Source organism: Streptomyces sp. LS1784, assembly GCF_020103755.1.
GTDB lineage: Bacteria > Actinomycetota > Actinomycetes > Streptomycetales > Streptomycetaceae > Kitasatospora.
In genome coordinates this window covers 1-16692 of record NZ_JAHSQD010000135.1, presented here as the reverse complement: position 1 = coordinate 16692, position 16692 = coordinate 1, and the positions used below count along the sequence as shown (strand labels likewise).

General features: G+C 72.4%; 14 protein-coding genes and 1 pseudogene. 3 read left to right on the top strand and 12 right to left on the bottom strand.

Annotated features, from left to right (window positions below):
- The 12 genes and pseudogenes from KS423_RS17835 to KS423_RS17780 form a co-directional block, all read right to left on the bottom strand.
- Window positions 1-542: amidase family protein (locus tag KS423_RS17835; RefSeq protein WP_263454962.1), on the bottom strand; the 542-nt coding region annotated here is incomplete at its 3' end.
- Between the two features lie 54 nt (window positions 543-596).
- Entirely contained in the window at window positions 597-1184 is a 588-nt protein-coding gene (locus tag KS423_RS17830) for a hypothetical protein (RefSeq protein WP_224280504.1), read from the bottom strand.
- Window positions 1185-1673: 489 nt separating this feature from the next.
- The gene (locus KS423_RS17825) at window positions 1674-2852 is read right to left on the bottom strand and encodes a Glu/Leu/Phe/Val dehydrogenase dimerization domain-containing protein (RefSeq protein ID WP_224280502.1); all 1179 of its coding nucleotides are present in this window, start codon (window positions 2850-2852) and stop codon (window positions 1674-1676) included.
- Window positions 2849-3064, bottom strand: a complete 216-nt coding sequence (locus KS423_RS17820) for an MbtH family NRPS accessory protein (RefSeq protein ID WP_224280506.1) — start codon at window positions 3062-3064, stop codon at window positions 2849-2851. The genes KS423_RS17825 and KS423_RS17820 overlap by 4 nt, the downstream gene beginning before the upstream one ends.
- 171 nt (window positions 3065-3235) lie before the next feature.
- A pseudogene (locus tag KS423_RS17815) lies at window positions 3236-3772 on the bottom strand (indole-3-glycerol-phosphate synthase); the annotation flags it as partial.
- Between the two features lie 47 nt (window positions 3773-3819).
- A complete protein-coding gene (locus KS423_RS17810; RefSeq protein WP_224280500.1) occupies window positions 3820-4503 on the bottom strand; it encodes an N-(5'-phosphoribosyl)anthranilate isomerase in 684 nt (227 codons plus the stop codon).
- A gap of 6 nt (window positions 4504-4509) precedes the next feature.
- Window positions 4510-5649 (bottom strand): acyl-CoA dehydrogenase family protein, encoded by a 1140-nt coding sequence (locus tag KS423_RS17805; RefSeq protein WP_224280498.1) that lies wholly within the window; start codon window positions 5647-5649, stop codon window positions 4510-4512.
- Window positions 5650-5661: 12 nt separating this feature from the next.
- A complete protein-coding gene (locus tag KS423_RS17800) occupies window positions 5662-6036 on the bottom strand; it encodes an ectoine synthase (RefSeq protein WP_224280495.1) in 375 nt (124 codons plus the stop codon).
- A gap of 12 nt (window positions 6037-6048) precedes the next feature.
- The gene (trpA, locus tag KS423_RS17795) at window positions 6049-6852 is read right to left on the bottom strand and encodes a tryptophan synthase subunit alpha (RefSeq protein ID WP_224280493.1); all 804 of its coding nucleotides are present in this window, start codon (window positions 6850-6852) and stop codon (window positions 6049-6051) included.
- On the bottom strand, window positions 6849-7886 hold the full coding sequence (locus KS423_RS17790; protein WP_224280491.1) for an anthranilate phosphoribosyltransferase: 1038 nt from the start codon (window positions 7884-7886) through the stop codon (window positions 6849-6851). Before KS423_RS17790 ends, trpA begins: the two co-directional genes overlap by 4 nt.
- 2 nt (window positions 7887-7888) lie before the next feature.
- Window positions 7889-8152 (bottom strand): acyl carrier protein, encoded by a 264-nt coding sequence (locus tag KS423_RS17785; protein ID WP_224280489.1) that lies wholly within the window; start codon window positions 8150-8152, stop codon window positions 7889-7891.
- Window positions 8149-9678 (bottom strand): AMP-binding protein, encoded by a 1530-nt coding sequence (locus KS423_RS17780; RefSeq protein ID WP_224280487.1) that lies wholly within the window; start codon window positions 9676-9678, stop codon window positions 8149-8151. The genes KS423_RS17785 and KS423_RS17780 overlap by 4 nt, the downstream gene beginning before the upstream one ends.
- 436 nt (window positions 9679-10114) lie before the next feature.
- On the opposite strand from KS423_RS17780, the gene KS423_RS17775 reads away from it, so the two are divergent.
- The 3 genes from KS423_RS17775 to KS423_RS17765 all read left to right on the top strand — a co-directional run.
- Window positions 10115-11839, top strand: a complete 1725-nt coding sequence (locus KS423_RS17775) for a condensation domain-containing protein (RefSeq protein ID WP_224280485.1) — start codon at window positions 10115-10117, stop codon at window positions 11837-11839.
- Window positions 11840-11994: 155 nt separating this feature from the next.
- Window positions 11995-15975: an amino acid adenylation domain-containing protein gene (locus KS423_RS17770; RefSeq protein ID WP_224280483.1), complete on the top strand. Its 3981-nt coding sequence runs from the start codon at window positions 11995-11997 to the stop codon at window positions 15973-15975.
- Window positions 15972-16692: condensation domain-containing protein (locus KS423_RS17765; RefSeq protein WP_224280481.1), on the top strand; the 721-nt coding region annotated here is incomplete at its 3' end. The genes KS423_RS17770 and KS423_RS17765, both read left to right, overlap by 4 nt.

The window sequence follows — 16692 nt, the reverse complement described above, 5'->3', positions numbered from 1 at the left end:
CCGCCATCGCTGCCCAGGGCCCCGGCGGCCAGTCCGGCCGCGACCGAAGCAGCCGCCCCGCCGCTGGAACCCCCGGCGCCGCGGCTGGGGTCGTAGGGGCTGCGTGCGGTGGCGTGGGCCGTCTCCGTGTAGGAGGAGCAGCCGAACTCGGCGGCCGTGGTGGTACCCAGCAGCACGCCGCCCGCCGCCCGGAGGGCGCCGACCACGGCGGCGTCCGCCGCAGCGGTGCGGTCGTCGAAGGCGGCGGAGCCCGCGGTGAACGGCAGTCCTTCGACCGGCCAGGTGTCCTTCACCGACAGCGGCACGCCGAGCAGCGGCGGCAGCCCGGCGTCGTCCCCCCTCCCGGCGGTGGCCAGCCGGGCCTCGGCCGCACGGGCGGCGCGGTGGGCGCCGGGCGCATCGACCGTGCGGTAGGCGCCCAGCACGCCGTCCAGTTCCTCGATCCGGCGCAGGTGGTGGTCGACCAGTTCGGTCGGTGAGACGGTGCGCTCGCGGACCGCCGCGGCCTGTTCGGCCAGCGTCAGGTCATGGAGGTCAGACATGATCACTCTCCCCAAGTAGTCCTAGTCCTCAGGTCCTCAGCTCCTCTGAGGACTTCAGCCTAGGGGCAGGCCAGACCCCGTGGCAAGGCAAGCCTTACTCGACGGGATTCCGGCCTCGGTAACGGTCGCGGTGAAACGACGGCTCCCCGGTGGCGGCGCCTCGGCGGCTGCGCAGGGCGCACCAGCCCTTGGGCTCGAAGAGTCAGCGCAGTGGGCGGAAGGTGTCGCCGTGGATCCAGGCCTCGGGATTCTCGTACCGGCCGATGTGGCCGCCCGGTGGACGTTCACGTCGCGGATGTCGGCGCAGAACCGCGCGCCGCCGCTCCTGAAGATCTCCACGCGCTCCTCGGGCGTCTCGGCGCCGGGCGAGGAGTCGCCGAGCAGGAAGGTGAAGCCGGCCGGGGCCCGGACGTAGGGTTCGCGGTCGTCGACGGGCACCGGCGGGTAGAGGCTGGCGTTCTTGTAGGCGCGGATCGAGGAGCCGATCGCCTGGTTGACCCAGTAGATGGTGACGAAGGTGAGGATGTCGTCGGCGGGCCATTCGGCTTCGAAGTCGGCGTTGCGGCCGCTCCAGGCGGACCAGCGCTTGAGGATCCAGCCGAGCAGGCCGTCCGGCGAATCGCCGCTTTGTTGACGAACCATGAGTTGATGTCACCTGAACAGCGACTGCCGGATATCCGTGCGATGCCGCCCGGCAGCCCGGTCGACCCAATTCCTGGCGGACGTCGTCGCGGGACCACGGAAAGCCGTCCGACGCCGGGCCAGCCGGCGGTCCATCCCGGCGCCGGCACGGACACCGACACCTCGCCGGACAACCCGGCCGCAGCGACTGAAGCGACCGAAGCGACCGAAGCCACGGGTCGGCCGGCGGCGCGGTGGCGGCCGGCCCGGCCAAGGACGTCCAGGGCGAGATCGGCGGTGGCGAAGGTCCGGGGCCGGCCGAGGGCACCCGCGACGAACCGGCCGGGCTTTCCGTCCTGGCGCTCGACGGTGCCCCAGCCGACCGGCCCCCACGGGCTCTCGGGCAGCCGGGCCGTCCCGCCCACGGCCGTGGAAGTCGGCGGGCACGGCCGCCCGAGGGCCCGGTCGGCCGGTGCGCCGCCCGTCATGAGGGCGAATCGTCCAGCCGGATCACCGCTCGGCCGGCACTCCCGGTTCGGAGGCACCGGCCGGGGCTCCGCGCGAACCGAGGAGCTGCGCCACCGGATCGGCGCTTCCCGAGGCGCTCAGCTCCTGCACCAGCTCGCAGTTCCTGGCGATCCTGCTGGAGACCCACTCGCGCAGCCACTCGGACAGGTGCGGGAGCGGCAGGTCGGACGGGGCCAGCCCGGCGAGCACGCACCCGGTTGCCGCCGCTCCGCCGACGTTGACGACCACGTCCGGCAGGACGGTGTGGCCGGCCTCGCGCAGCAACCGGCGGGCCGGTGCGGTGCAGCTCAGGTTTCCGCCCTCGACTACCAGGCGGGCCCGGACTGCCGGCACCGCCTCCTCGTCGACCGCGGAGGCGGATGCCGCCAGCACCAGCACGTCGGCGTCGATGTGCAGCCATGCCTGCCCTGGCCCGTGGACCGTGACCCGGGCGGGCAGTCGGCTCCGGTCGATCGTGCCGTCGCTGCTGGTGAGGGCGGCGAGTTCGGCGACGGGCAGTCCGCGGTGGTCCTCGATGGTGCCCTGGACGTCGGCCACGGCCACCACCCGGTGGCCGTGGGCGGCCAGGTGACCGGCCACCGCGCGCCCGACGGTGCCGAAGCCCTGGATCGCGATGCGCTGCGGGGTCCGCGCACCGGAGGCCCGTAGGGCGCCGAGCACCGCGACGGCCACGCCGAAGCCGGTGATGTCGGCCATGTGGTCCCACAGTTCGGCCCAGCCGACCGTGAGGCGGGTGGTGCCGGGGCGGCGGGTGACGTCGTACCCGGCGGCCTCGAAGGCCAGCTGCCGGTCGGCGTAGGTGGTGCCCTGGTCGCACCCCAGGTACACACCGCCGTGCAGCAGCGGGGCCGCGGCACGGCCGAACCCCCGCATCACCGCCTGCCGCTCGACGGTGGCGCCCGGATCGGGTGCGATGCCGGCCTTGGCGCCACCGATGGGCAGGCCGACCAACGCCAGCTTGTGGGTCATCGCCCTGGCGAGCCCGGTCAGCTCCTGCTCGGTCACGGTCCGGGTCATTCTGGTGCCGCCCATGGCCAGGCCGTCGACCATGGAGTCGACGACGACCCAGCCTCGGGCCTGGCACCGCGGGAGGTTCAGGGTGGTGGAGAGCATGGGTTCGGTCACCCGGCGCGCACCGTGCGGTGCGAGTGTCCGGTTCATCGCGCGCCGTCCTCCGGGACGGACCGCAGGCGCAGGCTGCGGGGGCGCATGTCGGTCCACACGCGTTCGATGTGCGCGAGGCATTCGTCCTTCGCACCCCGGACACCGACCTCGTGCCAGCCCGCCGGCGACTCGCGGTCGGCGGACCAGATCGAGTACTGCTCCTCGTCGTTGACGACGACCTTCCACTGCTCGGGTGCTTCGCTGGTCATGCCGTTACCTCCAGATGTCGGTGGTCGGGGGTCCGCCGGGCGGCGGACGGGTGGAGCCGGTTCGCGGCCGGCGTCGAGACGGGCGTCGAGGCCGTCCAGCCATTCCGGCAGGCTGGCGGCGCGCAGGAGGCCTGTCCCGATGAGCACACCGGCGAAGCCCTCCCTGAGCAGGCGGGCGGCGTCGTCGGGGCAGCGGATGGCCCCGGCACTCACCGGACAGCGGGTGCCGCTGCTCAGCACTGCGGGCAGGAGCGTCGAGCTTCGCCCGAGGTCGCCCGCGCCGCGTTCGCGGGTGGTGATGTCCTTGTTGTTCACCGCGACCACGCACTCCTCGGCGCGTGGCACGCGGCTGATCTCCTCCTCGGTGGTGACCTCGACGAACGGCGTCAGGCCCAGGCGCAGGCCGAGGTCGACCAGATGGCCCAGGGTGGCGCGCGGCAGCAGCGCGGCGGTGAGCAGGATCGCGGACGCACCGCTCTCGCGGGCCTGGTGCAGTTGGCTCCGGCGGGTGATGAAGTCCTTCTGCAGCACCGGCAGGTCCGTCGCTTCCACGACCTCGCGCAGCAGGTCCCGGGTGCCGCCGAACCACCGCCCGGTCACCACGGACAGGCAGGGTGCGCCGACGTCCTGGTAGTCGGCGACCAGACGTGCGGCCGATCTGTCACCGAACAGGTCGTGCCCTGCGGCGTCCTGACGCTTGAGCTCCATGATCACCGGTCGGCGGGCGTCCAGCAGCGCCTCGATGAACTCGGCCGTCATCCGGCCGCCCCGGTGCCGTCCGTCACTCGCCAGCCGCGCCGCACGGCCGTGACCCGGTCGGTGCTCAGCCGTCCGTCGAGGTCCCTGGCCGCCGTGTCCACGTCGATGCCCAGGAACAGCGGGTGGTCCACCACCGCCCGGTAGTCCTCCCGGTTGTCGGCCGAGATGCCGCCGGCCAGCAGGAAGGGCCGCGAGAGGCGGTCCGCGATCTCGATGACGGCCCCGCAGTCCGCCGGTCCCCCGGTACTGCCGATCCGGCCGTCCCCGGCCACCGCGTCCAGCAGGAAGAGGTCCGTTCCCGCCCGCTCGTACGCCGCGATCAGGGACCGCTCCGCGCGGTTGTCCGTACCGAGGTGCAGCACCTTGACCACGTTGAGGTCCGTGGTGCTCTTCAGGACGCGGACCAGGCCCGGCGGCTGGTAGCCGTGCAGCTGGACCCACCGCACCCGGGCCGCGGCCGTCGCCGCGCGCAGTACCTCGGCGTCTTTGAGGAAGGTCACGAGGACCGGATGCAGTCGCGCCGTTCGGTGTACCGCGGCCGCGAGCACGGATAGTTGACGGAGCGTAAGTTCCGCGTGACCCCCTGGAACGCCGTGCCACAGGCCGACGAGGTCGACTCCGGTACTGTCGAGCGATGCCACGTCCTCAGCCGAGGCGGCTCCGCAGATCTTGACCAGCATCAGGCGTCACAACCCCAACATGACGGCGATGCGGTTGCGTTGGATCTCCGACGTACCCGAGTAGATCGGGCCGGCGACCGCGTCGCGCAGGTCCTTCTCCAGTCCGTACTCGGCCAGGTACCCGCTGCCGCCGAAGATCTGCACGGCGGCCAGTGCGGAGGAGAGGTTGCTCTCGCTGGCGAGCAGCTTGCTGACGGCGATGTCCTTCGTGACGTTCTCGCCCTCCGTCAGCCGAACCGCCGTGTCGTAGAGCCATTTCCGCGCGGTGTCCAAGCCGATCCCCATCTCCACGATCTTGTGGGAGATCGACTGGTACGAGCCGATCGGCTTGCCGAACTGGACACGTTCCTTGGCGTACTCGACGCAGCGGTCGAGCCGGTACCGCATCTGCCCGGTGTTGATGACGAAGGAGCAGAGGATCTCCCACTTCATCACGTGGTCCAGGACCAGGAACCCGGATCCGACCCGGCCGATCACGGCGGATGCGGGGATCCTGCAGTCGTCGAAGTGCAGTTCGCTCAGCGGCGCGGTCCGCAGCCCCATGGTGGCGAGGGGTGCCCCGATGACGAGCCCCGGGGTGTCCCGCTCCACGACGAAGGCGGTGATGCCGAGCGGGCCGCCGTTCGGGTGGGTGCGCGCGTAGACCACGAACACGTCGGCCACCGGGCCGTTGGTGACGAAGGACTTGCCGCCCCGCAGCACGAAGCCGTCGTTCTCGCGGGTGGCCGTGGTCCTCATCGCCAGCGCGTCGGAGCCGCTCTCGGTCTCGCTGATCGCGTGCGCCCCGATCGACTCTCCCGAGCAGATCCCCGGCAGGTGGCGCGCCTTGAGCTCCGGCGAGCCGAACCGTTGCAGCGGGACTCCGACGCCGACCAGGTGGGTGGCGACCGAGAAGTTCAGTCCGCCGTCACGGCACCCGGTGCCGAGTCGTTCGAGCACGTGCATGGTGGTGAGCAGGTCCTGGCCCAGCCCGCCCCACTGCTCGTCGAACGGCAGGCCGAGGATTCCGGACCGCTGGATCAGCTTCCACTTGTCCCACGGGAAGGCGCCTTCGGCGTCCCCTTCGAGATGGCCGGAGCTGAGCTCCTCGCACCACTGGGCGATCCCCTCGCCCAGGGCGATCTGGTCGGCGTTCCACCTGATCATCCGTCGGCCCTGTCAGTACTCGGAGAATTCGGCTGAGTCCAGGTCGTGGCGTTCGTCGCCGCGCAGCGCGGGCGAGAACACGCACACCAGGCGGAGGTCCTCGTCCGGGCTCGCGATCAGGAAGTGGGCGTCGTTCCGGTCGAGCGCGTACAGCGTGCCCGGTTCGAGCGGGTGGGACGTGCCGTCGGTGTCCACGACCTCGCCCTTCCCCTCGATGCAGTAGCAGGCCTCCAGGTGGCGGCGGTACTCCAGCCGCGACTTGGTGCCGGCGCGGACGGTGGTGTCCGTCATCGTGTAGCCCAGGCCGTCGGATTCGAGCAGGAACCTGCGGCTGAGCCCGTTGCCCCAGTCCACGGTCGTCACCTCGGCAAGGTGTCGGACGATCATCGGATGTGCCTCCTAGCGGCTTGGTGAATACGGCGAAATCGTGCGTACGAAGGTGTGGAACTCCTCGACCACGTCGGCCCCTTCGGCGAGGGCGTGCTCGATCCGGGCGACCCCGGCGCTGCCCACGACCGCGGCGTCGGCGCCGAGGCCGTGCAGCAGGTCGATGTCCGCCCGGGAGCGGACGCCGAACCCGACGGCGATCGGTACGGAGGCTGTCCTGCGCAGCGCGGCCAGCGCGGCGGCCAGCTCCTGGTGGTCGGCCGTGAGCCTGCCGCCGCTGCGGCCGTAGTGGGCCACCAGGTACAGGTACGCGGTGGCGCACTCGGCGGCCGCGGCCTTCACCTCGGCCGCCGACGCGGCGTAGCAGGTGGCGACCAGGGGCAGCCCCGCCTCCCGCACCGCTTCGAGGCAGTCGGCCCGTAGCCGCGGCGGCAGGCCGTGGACCAGCAGCCCGTGGAGGCCCGCGTCGGCGACCCGCCGGACGAAGCCGGGCACGGTCAGGTCCCTGACCGTGTGGCTCCAGTCGGCCAGCAGCGCCACCCGCAGGTGGCGCAGCCGGGGCAGGACCCCGCCGAGGAAGTCGAGCACCTCGTCGAGTCCGACGCCGTCGGCCAGGGCCCGCTGCGCCGATCGGCGGATGACCGGCCCGTCGGTGACCGAGTGGGGAAAGGGCACCGCCAGCTCCAGGCAGTCCACCCGGCAGTCGTCGAGCATCCGTATGACGTCGGCCAGGACGGGCAGCGGGGGGTCTCCGGCGTTGAGGAACACCGCCAGGCCGGGCCGGTCCGGTGGCCGGCGGGCGAAGAACCCGCTCACCGCGCACGCACCGTAGCCACCGCGCGGCGCACCGGGTGCGCACGCAGGCGGTCGACGAGCTCGCGGGCGGCGCCGCCGCGGAGGGCGTCGTCGGCCGCCCGGATCGCCTCCGGCCAACCGCCGATCAGGCCGCTCGCGACGGCCAGTGCGGCGGCGTTCAGGCAGACGGTCCGCGTCGCGAGAGCCGTCCCCTGCCCGGAGAGCACGCCGAGGAAGTGGTCGACCACGTCCTCTCCTCCTGCGGCCGGCCGCAGTTCGGCGATCGCGCCGGTCCCGGGAGCCTCGGTCGGCAGCCGGATCGCGTCGCTGCCGTCATTGGTGAGGACGAGGTTGTCGACGGAGCTGACGAGCTCGTCGATTCCCAGCTCGTTGGAGCACAGCCAGATCCTCCGCTCGGCGACGGTGGCGGCGACCTGGCCCAGCGTCCGCAGCAGCGAACGGTCCGAGACGCCGACGAGCTGGGCGGAGACCGGCACCGAGGCCAGGAAGGGGCCGACGGAGTTGATGAACCCGCCGATCATCCGCAGGTCCATCGGCACGATGCTCCGGGCCAGCAGCGCCACCTCCCGGGGGTAGACGAAGTTCCCCGGGAAGGCGATGCCGAAGCGTTCCAGCTGGGCCTCGGTCCGCTCGTACGAGGTGGTCCTTTCGATGCCGAGACGGTCGAGCAGGTCGTGGGAGCCACAGGTGCTCGTGTAGGCGCGGGACCCCGTCTTGACGACGCGGACGCCCAGGGCCGCGGCAAGGAACGCCGCCGCCGTGGAGATGTTGAACGTGGCCGGCCCGCCTCCGGTGCCGACGATGTTGGCCGTGCCGTCCAGCCGCGCGGCGACGGCCGGCCGTCGCTCGTCCAGCGAGCGGAGCATCGCGACCAGCGTGTCCCGATCGGGCATCCGGGTGGACAGCGAGGACAGCAGCGCCACCGTCTCGCCGGAGCGGAGGGCGCCGTCACGCAGCTGGTCCCAGAAGGACCCCCACAGCTCCTGGTCGACGGCGCGGTCCCGGCGGATCAGCGCTCGCAGCACCTCGTGCATGACTAGTGGGCGTCCGTCCGGTGCAGCTGGGCCTGGTCGATGAACCTGCTGATCGAGCCGACGGAGCGGAAGCTGTCCGGGTCGAGGTCGAACTCCTCGACGCGCACGTCGAAGCGGTCCTCCAGCCAGGCGATCGTCTTGAGCAGGCCGAGGCTGTCGATGACCCCGCCGTCCACGAGGTCGTAGTCGGAGTCCAGCTCGTTCGCGCCGACGTCCGGCAGGAACTCCTCGATGATGAACTGGGTGACTACCGCGGTGTGTTTCACGTGGCCGTTCCTTCGGTGGGCTGGGACGGGGAGCAGGCGCGCTCGATGGGCGTGCGGTCGATCTTTCCGGTGGACGTCCTGGGCAGCGGGTCGTCCACGATCAGCAGGGTCGAGGGGACGGCGGTGAGCGGGAGGCGTTGTGCGCAGTGCCGACGCAGCGCCAGCGAGTTCAGCCGGCTGTCCGGGGCGCGGCGGACCACGCTCCGCAGCAGGCGACCGGCCACCGGGTCGGGCACGGCCACCACGGCCGCCTCGACGACGTCGGGATGGTCGAGCAGCACCTGCTCGACCTCGTGGGTGTTGACCCGCGTGCCGCGGACCTTGACCTGGTGGTCGTTCCGGCCTTCCAGGGTGATGCGGCCGTCCCGGTCACGCCGTACGAGGTCGCCGCTGCGGAAGTAGCGCCGCGTCTGCCCGTCGTGGTGGTGGGTCGCGAACCTGTCCGCGTCCTGGTCCCGGTCCAGGTAGCCGTCGGTCTGGAAGGGCGTCGCGACGTGCAGTTCGCCGGTTCCCGGCCCGCTCACGATCCCGCCGTCGGCGTCGACGATCACCGCGTGGACTCCGGGCAGCGGACGTCCGATCGGCACCGGGCCGTCCGCCGGCTCGGTGCCGTCGACCTCGTGCAGGAAGCTGTCGTTGGTCTCGGTGCAACCGTAGACGTTGTGGAGCCGCGCGCCGGGGAACAGGTGCGGAAGCTCGGCCAGGCAGCGGGCGGGCATGCTGTCGCCGGTGAAGACGACGTGCTCGACGGTGTCGAGCCGCCGGCCGCTCTGCGCGGTCGCGTCGACCAGCAGCCGGTAGAACATCGGTACGGCCTGGACGAGTTGGACCTCGTGGCGGGACACCAGGTCCAGCAGGTGGCCCGGGTGGGTGGCCCGGGCCGGATCGACCAGGACGACGCGGCCGCCGCACTTGAGCGTGGTCCAGATGTCCAGCAGGCACAGGTCGAAGGTGAGCGGGGCGTAGTTGAGGACCGTCGTTCCCCGACGGATGCCGAACCGCTCGCCGGCCCAGGTGGTGAAGCGGTCCACCGCGCCCGTGCTCAGTGGCACGATCTTCGGCCGCCCGGTGGAACCGGAGGTGGTGAACATGAAGGAGACGTCGGCGGGTTCCGTACCGCGCGGCGCCTTCGGTTGCGCCGGCCGGTCCGGGACGTCCGGGGCGTCCGGCCCGGGCCCGGGCGCCCAGGGGTCCTCCGGTGACAGGACGTGCCGGATTCCGGCCCGCTCGGCCAACGCGTGAGAGGTTCTCCCCTCCGGCGTGGGCGCCGGCAGCAGCAGGAAGCGCCGCCCTTCCAGCAGGCAGGCGAGCACCAGGGCGATCGTCGAGGGCGACTTGGCGGCCAGGATGCCGAGCGGTTCGTCGCCGTCCGGGGCGAGCCGGGCGATCCGGAGGCGCTCCCGCTCCGCCGACTGGTGGAGTTCACGGTAGGTCGTCTCCGTTCCGTGCCATACCAGCGCCGGATCACCGGGGTGGCTTGTGGCGTGCGAGACGAATGAACCCACCAGGCTCTGCTGCTGCATCATGACGTCTCCGAGTTCATGCAACGGGGTGGGCTCTATAGACAACGGATGAGTTCATGCAACGGGTTCACCGATCTCATTCGGAACAATGAAGGGCCGACACGAAAGGGGCCCATCCGGCCGCCCTCCTGGCGAAAGAAGAATTATCACGTGCTGCCAGTCCACGGAAGTAGGGTGCTCGATCAGCACCATGACGGCACGTCAGAGAGGGTGCCGAAGTCGGCCGCGCAGATGCTAGCCGTCGAGCGTGTTCAATCTACATAAGGATTGCCGCGGGCTGGCGTAAAGATTGTCCTGATGCCTGCGACCCTCTTCTCTGTCTTGCGGAGTGAGACGGGAGCTGCCTAGTATCCGCCGTACTGTTCGCGAATCAGCGAATCGGCGAGGGGATTTCCGGGGCGATTTAGCGTTCCCGATCGCCGTGAAAGGTGGATCCGTCATGCCTGGCTCCGACCGGAGCGCGTACGCTCCGACCCTGTTGTCCTTCGCCCAGCAACGGCTGTGGTTCCTCGATCGGCTGCGGCCGGGTCGGCCGGACCACAACGTCCCGACCGCGGTCCGCCTGCGTGGCCGGCTGGACCAGGAGGCGCTCGTCCGGGCGCTGACCGAAGTCGTGCGGCGCCACGAGGTGTTGCGCGGCAGGATCGTCGACTCCGAGCACGGCCCGTGCCACGTCACGGAGCCGGTCGAGAGCTTCGTGCCGACGGTCACCGATCTGACGCACACCCCGGCCGAGCAGGCCTGGCAGCGGGCCCGGGAGCTGGTGGCCGCCGATCTGGCGACCCCCTTCGACCTCGGGACCGCCCCGAAGCTGCGCGCCAGGCTGATCCGCATCGCCTCCGACGATCACCTGCTGGTCCTGGTGATCCATCACATCGCCTGCGACGGCTGGTCGTTGCCGGTGCTGTGGCAGGAGTTCTCCGCCGGATACGGCGCCGCCGTCGACGGCCGGCCGATCGCCCTGCCGGACCTGCCCGTCCAGTACGCCGATTTCGCGGACTGGCAGCGGAGCCACCGGACCGGAACGGCACTGCAAGGACAACTCGCCTACTGGCGCGAGCACTTGGCCGACCTGAGCCCGTCGGTGCTCCCGACGGATCGGACGCGCCCCGCGGTGTGGTCAGGCCGGGGCGACCAGGTCGAGATCGAGATCCCCGCGGAACTCGCCGACCGGATACGAGCACTGGGGCGCGCCCACGAGGTGACGCCGTTCATGACGCTGCTGGCCGCCTTCCAGGTCCTGCTCGCGCGCTGCACGGGACAGGCCGACGTGACGGTGGGGACGCCGATCTCCGGGCGGACCAGGATCGAGGTGGAGCCGCTGGTCGGCTTCTTCGTCAACACGCTCGTCCTGCGCGCCGACCTGTCGGGCGACCCCGGCTTCACCGACGTGCTCGCCCGGGTGCGGCGGTGCGCGGTGGACGCGTACGCCCACCAGGACGTCCCCTTCGAACAGCTGGTGCAGGAGCTGCGGCCCGAACGCGACCTCGGCCAACACCCGCTGTTCACCGTCATGTTCCAGCTGGAGGATCCGCCCGCGCTCCCGTCCGGCCTTCCGGGACTGGAGGTGAGTGACCATCAGATACAGAACGACGTGGCGAAGTTCGACATCGAGGTCTCCCTGACGGACCGCGGCGACCGCCTCACCGGCGTCATCCGCTACGCCGCCGACCTCTTCGACCGCGACACGGTGCGGCAGCTCTCCGAGGGCTTCAGGGCGCTGCTCGACCACCTCGTCGCTGCTCCCGAACGGCCGGTATCGGCGTGGGAGACCCCTCCCGGCCTCCGGGTGAGCCCCGCGGCTCCCGCCGCTCCCGCCGTGCGCCCTGCGGCCCCGCGGCCCGATGCCGACCGGGCCGGCGCTCCCGCCGCCGGGACCGAGACCGAGACCGAGCTCCTCGTACTGGAGACCTGGGCCGAGGTCCTCGGCGTCACCCCGGACGGCGTGCACAGCGACTTCTTCGAGCTGGGCGGCCATTCGCTCCTCGCCTCGAAGGTCATGTCCCGACTCGGCCGGGCGCTCGACCTCGAACTGCCGGTCGTCCTGCTCTTCTACCACCCGACCGTCGCCGAACTCGCCGGCGGCATCGACGCGGCGCTGCTGGCGGACCTCGGCGCCGCCGAGGCGGAACCGCTCCCCGCCGGAAAGGCCCGTCACCCGTGAAGGCACAGCACAGTCGACCCGAGCCCGGCCAGCCGACCGGTCCCACACCGGCCACCACGCGGGCCCTGCTCGACCAGCGCGTCCGCGCGGCCCGGAACAGGGCCGTCGAGGGAGAGCCGGAGGCCGCGGTCCCACCCCGCCCGGCGGGTGCGCGGGTGACGTCGTTCACCCAGGAACGCATGTGGCTGGTCGAGCGGCTGTCCGACGGCCCCGCGCTGTACAACGTCCACGAGGTCTTCCGGCTGCGCGGCCCGCTGGACGTGGCCGCCCTCGGCCACAGCCTCACCGAGCTGGTGCGGCGCCACGAAGTCCTGCGCACCGCCTTCCCCGAGGAGGACGGGCGCCCCGTCCCCTCGGTGGAGCCGGCCCGGCCGATCGGCCTGCCCGTCACGGACCTGCGGGCCGAGCCCGCGGAACGCCGGACGCGGCTGGCCCTCGACCTCGTCCACTCCGAGGTCCTGCGCCCCTTCGACCTGGCCACCGCCCCGCTGCTGCGCGCGTCACTGCTGAGGGTCGACGAGGACGAGCACGTCCTGGTGGTGGTCGTCCACCACATCGCGGTCGACGGCTGGTCGATGCCGCTGCTGTGGGACGACCTGTCGGCGATGTACCGGAGCCGGCTGGAAGGCCGCGAGCACGAGCTTCCCCCCTTGCGGCTCCAGTACGCGGACTTCGCCCACTGGCAGCGGGCCCGGCTCTCCGGCGACCGCCTGCAGCGCCAACTGGACTACTGGAGCGCACAGTTGTCCGGGCTGTCGCCGCTGGACCTACCCACCGACCGTCCGCGCGGACCGGTCCGCGCGGGCCGGGGCGAGCGGATCACCTTCACGGTGCCCGAGGAGCTGGCCGGGCGCTTGCGGCTGCTGGGCCGGCGGCACGGCGCGACGATGTTCATGACGCTGCTCGCCGCGTTCCAGGCCCTGCTCGCCCGCTACAGCGGGCAGTCCGACGTGGCGGTCGGCACGCCGGTCGCGGGCCGCACCCGTCCGGAACTCGACCCGCTGGTGGGCTCGTTCATCAACACCGTGGTCCTCCGCACCGACCTCGCGGACGACCCGAGCTTCGCCGAGCTGCTCGACCGGGTCCGCCGGACCGCCCTGGACGCCTACGCGCACCAGGACGTGCCGTTCGAACGGCTGGTGCAGGAGCTGCGGCCGGCCCGCGGCCTCGACCGCAACCCACTGTTCCAGGTGATGTTCGCCGGCCTGTCCGACCCGACCGCCTCCCTCCGGCTGGTGGGGACGGAGGTCGAACAGATGGAGGTCGACAACGGCACGGCGAAGGTCGACCTCAGCCTGGTGATAGCCGACCGGCCGACCGGCACGGACGGGGCTGCCGGGGCGACCGGCACGACCGGGACCGTGGCCTTCGACACCGGTCTGTTCGACCGCGCGAGCGTGGAGCGCCTGGTCGGCCACTACCTCCGGCTGCTGGACGCCGCGGCCGGCGATCCCGACCGTCCCGTCTCACGCCTGGACCTGCTCACCGAGGCCGAGCGCGAAGCGCTGCTGGTGGCCGCCAACGCCACCGACGAACCCTTCCCCACCGACCTCTGCGTGCACGAGCTGGTCGAGGAGCGGGCCCGGCTGACCCCCGACGCGGTGGCGGTCCGCTGCGGAACCGAGCGGCTGACCTACCGGGAACTCGACCGCCGGGCCAACCGGTTGGCCCGGTACCTGCGAGCCCGGGGAGCACGGCCGGAACGCCTGGTCGGCGTCTGCCTGCCGCGCTCGGCGGACCTGGTCGTGGCCCTGCTGGCCGTCCTCAAGTCGGGTGCCGCCTACCTGCCGCTGGACCCGGACCTCCCGGCGCAGCGCATGTCGTTCATGCTTGCCGACGCCGACGTGCCGCTGCTGCTCACCCAGCGCTCCCTGGCCGACCGGCTGCCGCGGCACGGCGCCGAGACGGTGTGGCTGGACGCCGAGGCCCCGCTCGTCGCGGCCCTGCCCGAAGACCGGCTGCCACCGCTCGCGACGCCCGCCAACCTGGCGTACTCGATCTACACCTCCGGTTCGACCGGCCGCCCCAAGGCCGTGCTGGTTCCGCACGCGGGCGTGGTCAACTACCTGGTGGTCCGCGGCCGACAGCTGGACCTCGGCGGGGCCGACGTCGTCGCCTCGGTGGCCTCGATCTCCTTCGACGTCATCGTCCCCCAGGTGCTCATGCCGCTGGCCTGGGGTGCCGCCGTGGTGATCGCCCCGTCGGAGGTCGCGGTCGACGGCCCGCGCCTGACGGAGATGATGCGCCAGTTCGGCGTCACCACGCTCATGGCCACACCGGCCACCTGGCTGCTGCTGCTGGACGGCGGCTGGCAGGGCGGCCGGTTCCAGGCGATCTGCGTGGGCGAACCGCTGCAGCCCGCCCTGGCCCGGCGGCTCCTCGACCGGGTCTCCACGCTGTGGAACGGCTACGGTCCCACCGAGGCGTCCGTCGGCTGTGTCACCCGGCGCGTGGACGCCGACCGGGACCTGACCCGGCCGGGAGGGTCCGTGCCGATCGGCCGGCCGCTCGGCAACCTCCGGATCTACCTGCTGGACCCGGCCGGCGCCCCGGTGCCCGTCGGCGTCCCGGGGGAGATCCACATCGGCGGGGTCGGCGTCACCCGCGGGTACGCCAACCGGCCGGGGCTGACCGCCGAGCGCTTCGTGCCCGACCCGTTCGGCCCGGCCGGCGGCCGGCTGTACCGGACCGGCGACCTGGCGCGGTACCTGCCGGACGGCAGTCTCGTCTTCCTCGGCCGCACCGACGAGCAGGTGAAGATCCGGGGGTACCGCATCGAGCTGGGCGAGATCGAGGCCGCGCTGTGCGCCCAGCCCGGTGTCGCCAGGGCCGCGGTGACGGTGCGGGGCGGCGGGACGGACGCCGAACTGGCCGGCTACCTGGTGTGGCAGGACCGCCCCGGTGACCTGACGGTCCTGCGGCGCTCCCTGCGCGAGACCCTGCCCGAGTTCATGGTGCCCACGACGCTGACCGCGCTCGACCGGATCCCCCTGACCACGAACGGCAAGGTGGACCGCGGGGCCCTGCCCGAACCCGCCCGCCACGGCCACGAGGCCGGTGCGCTACCGCCGCGGGACCTGCCGGAACTCCTGATGACCAGGATCTGGGAGCGCGTGCTGGGCACCCCGAAGGTCGGCGTCCGGGACGACTTCTTCGCGCTGGGCGGGCACTCCCTCAGGGCGGTCGAGCTCGTGGAGGCGATCCGGCGGGAGTGGGGGGTCACCGTGCCGCTGAACACGGTGTTCCGCCACCCCACCGTCGAGGGGCTGTGCGCGGAACTGCCCAACGCGTCGCGGGCCCTGCGCCGGCTGGTCGTTCCGCTGGCCGAAGGGGACCGCCGCAGGGCGCCGCTGATCCTGGTGCACCCGCAGAGCGGCGACGTGTGCTCCTTCCTCCACCTGGCCGGACACCTCACCGAGCGTCTCACCGAGCACCTCACCGAGCGCCTCGCCGAGCACCTCACCGAACAGCACGCCGAACCCCTCGCCGGCGCCCGGCCCGTCTACGGCCTGGAGGCCGTCGGCTACAACACCGACGAGCCGCCCCTGGCCACCGTCGAGGAGCAGGCGCGGCGCTACCTGCGGGAGCTGCGGTCCGTCCTGCCCGACGGCCCGTACCTGCTGGCCGGCTGGTCCTTCGGCGGGCTGGTCGCCTTCGAGATGGCCCGCCTGCTGGAGGAGCAGGGGAACCCCCCGGGATTCCTCGGGATCATCGACGTCGGAGCGCCCGCGCCCACCGGTGGATCCACCGACGGGTCAGGCGGGGACCTCCACGAGCTCGACGAGCAGGACGCCCTCTCCCTGCTGCTCCACGACGCGCACGACCGTGAGCGCCTTCCCCCGCGCGTGCGCACCGAACAACTGCGGCGCATGGCACGGGTCTTCACCACCAACGGCGGCGCCGCCCGGCGCTACCGGTCGGCGGCGCGGCTGCGGACACCGATCCACCTGTTCACGAGCGCGCAGACCCACCCCGAACTCGCCGGCCCGGTCGTGGTCCCCGCCCGGTGGCGGGACCGCACCCGGGGGGCGTTGAGCGTGGTCGAGGTCCCCGGCAACCACCACGACATGCTGTCGCCGCCGTACGTCGGACCCTTCGCCGACGCGCTGTCGGCCATCCTGGAGGAGCTCGGATGAGCGACGGACACGAGTTGCCGCTGTCATCGGCGCAGTCCGGCATCTGGTTCGCCCACCACCTGCGGCCCGGCAGCCCGGCCTACAACACCGGCGAGTACGTGGACATCCCCGGGCCGATCGACCCGGAGCTGTTCGAGACGGCCGTGCGGCGCGTGGTGGACGAGACCGAGTCCCTGCGCGTCCGCCTCACCGAGGGCGCCGAGGGCCCCCGGCAGGTCGTCACCCCGTCGCCCGACTGGTCGATGCACCACGTCGACCTCACATCGACACCGGATCCGCTGCGGGCGGCCGAGCGCTGGATGCACGCCGACCTGTCCACCCCGGTCGGGCTCACCAGGGACCCGCTGTTCCGCCAGGCCCTGTTCGCCATCGCGCCGGACCGCTTCCTCTGGTACCAGCGCGTCCACCACATCGTGGTCGACGGCTTCAGCATGTCGCTCATCGCGCGCCGCGTCGCCAAGACCTACACCGGACTGGTCGAGGGCAGGGGCGGGGCAGGGCCGGCCTTCGGGCCGCTGAGCCTCCTACTGGCGCACGACGCCGCCTACCGCGCGTCGGAACAGCCCGGACAGGACCGGGAGTTCTGGGCGGCCCGGCTGGCCGGCCGGCCGGATCCCGTCAGCCTCGCCAGCCGCTCGGCGCCCGCCTCGGACGGCTTCCTGCGCCGTACCGGCAGCCTCGACGCGCCCACCCTGGCGGCGCTGCGGCGGGCCGCGC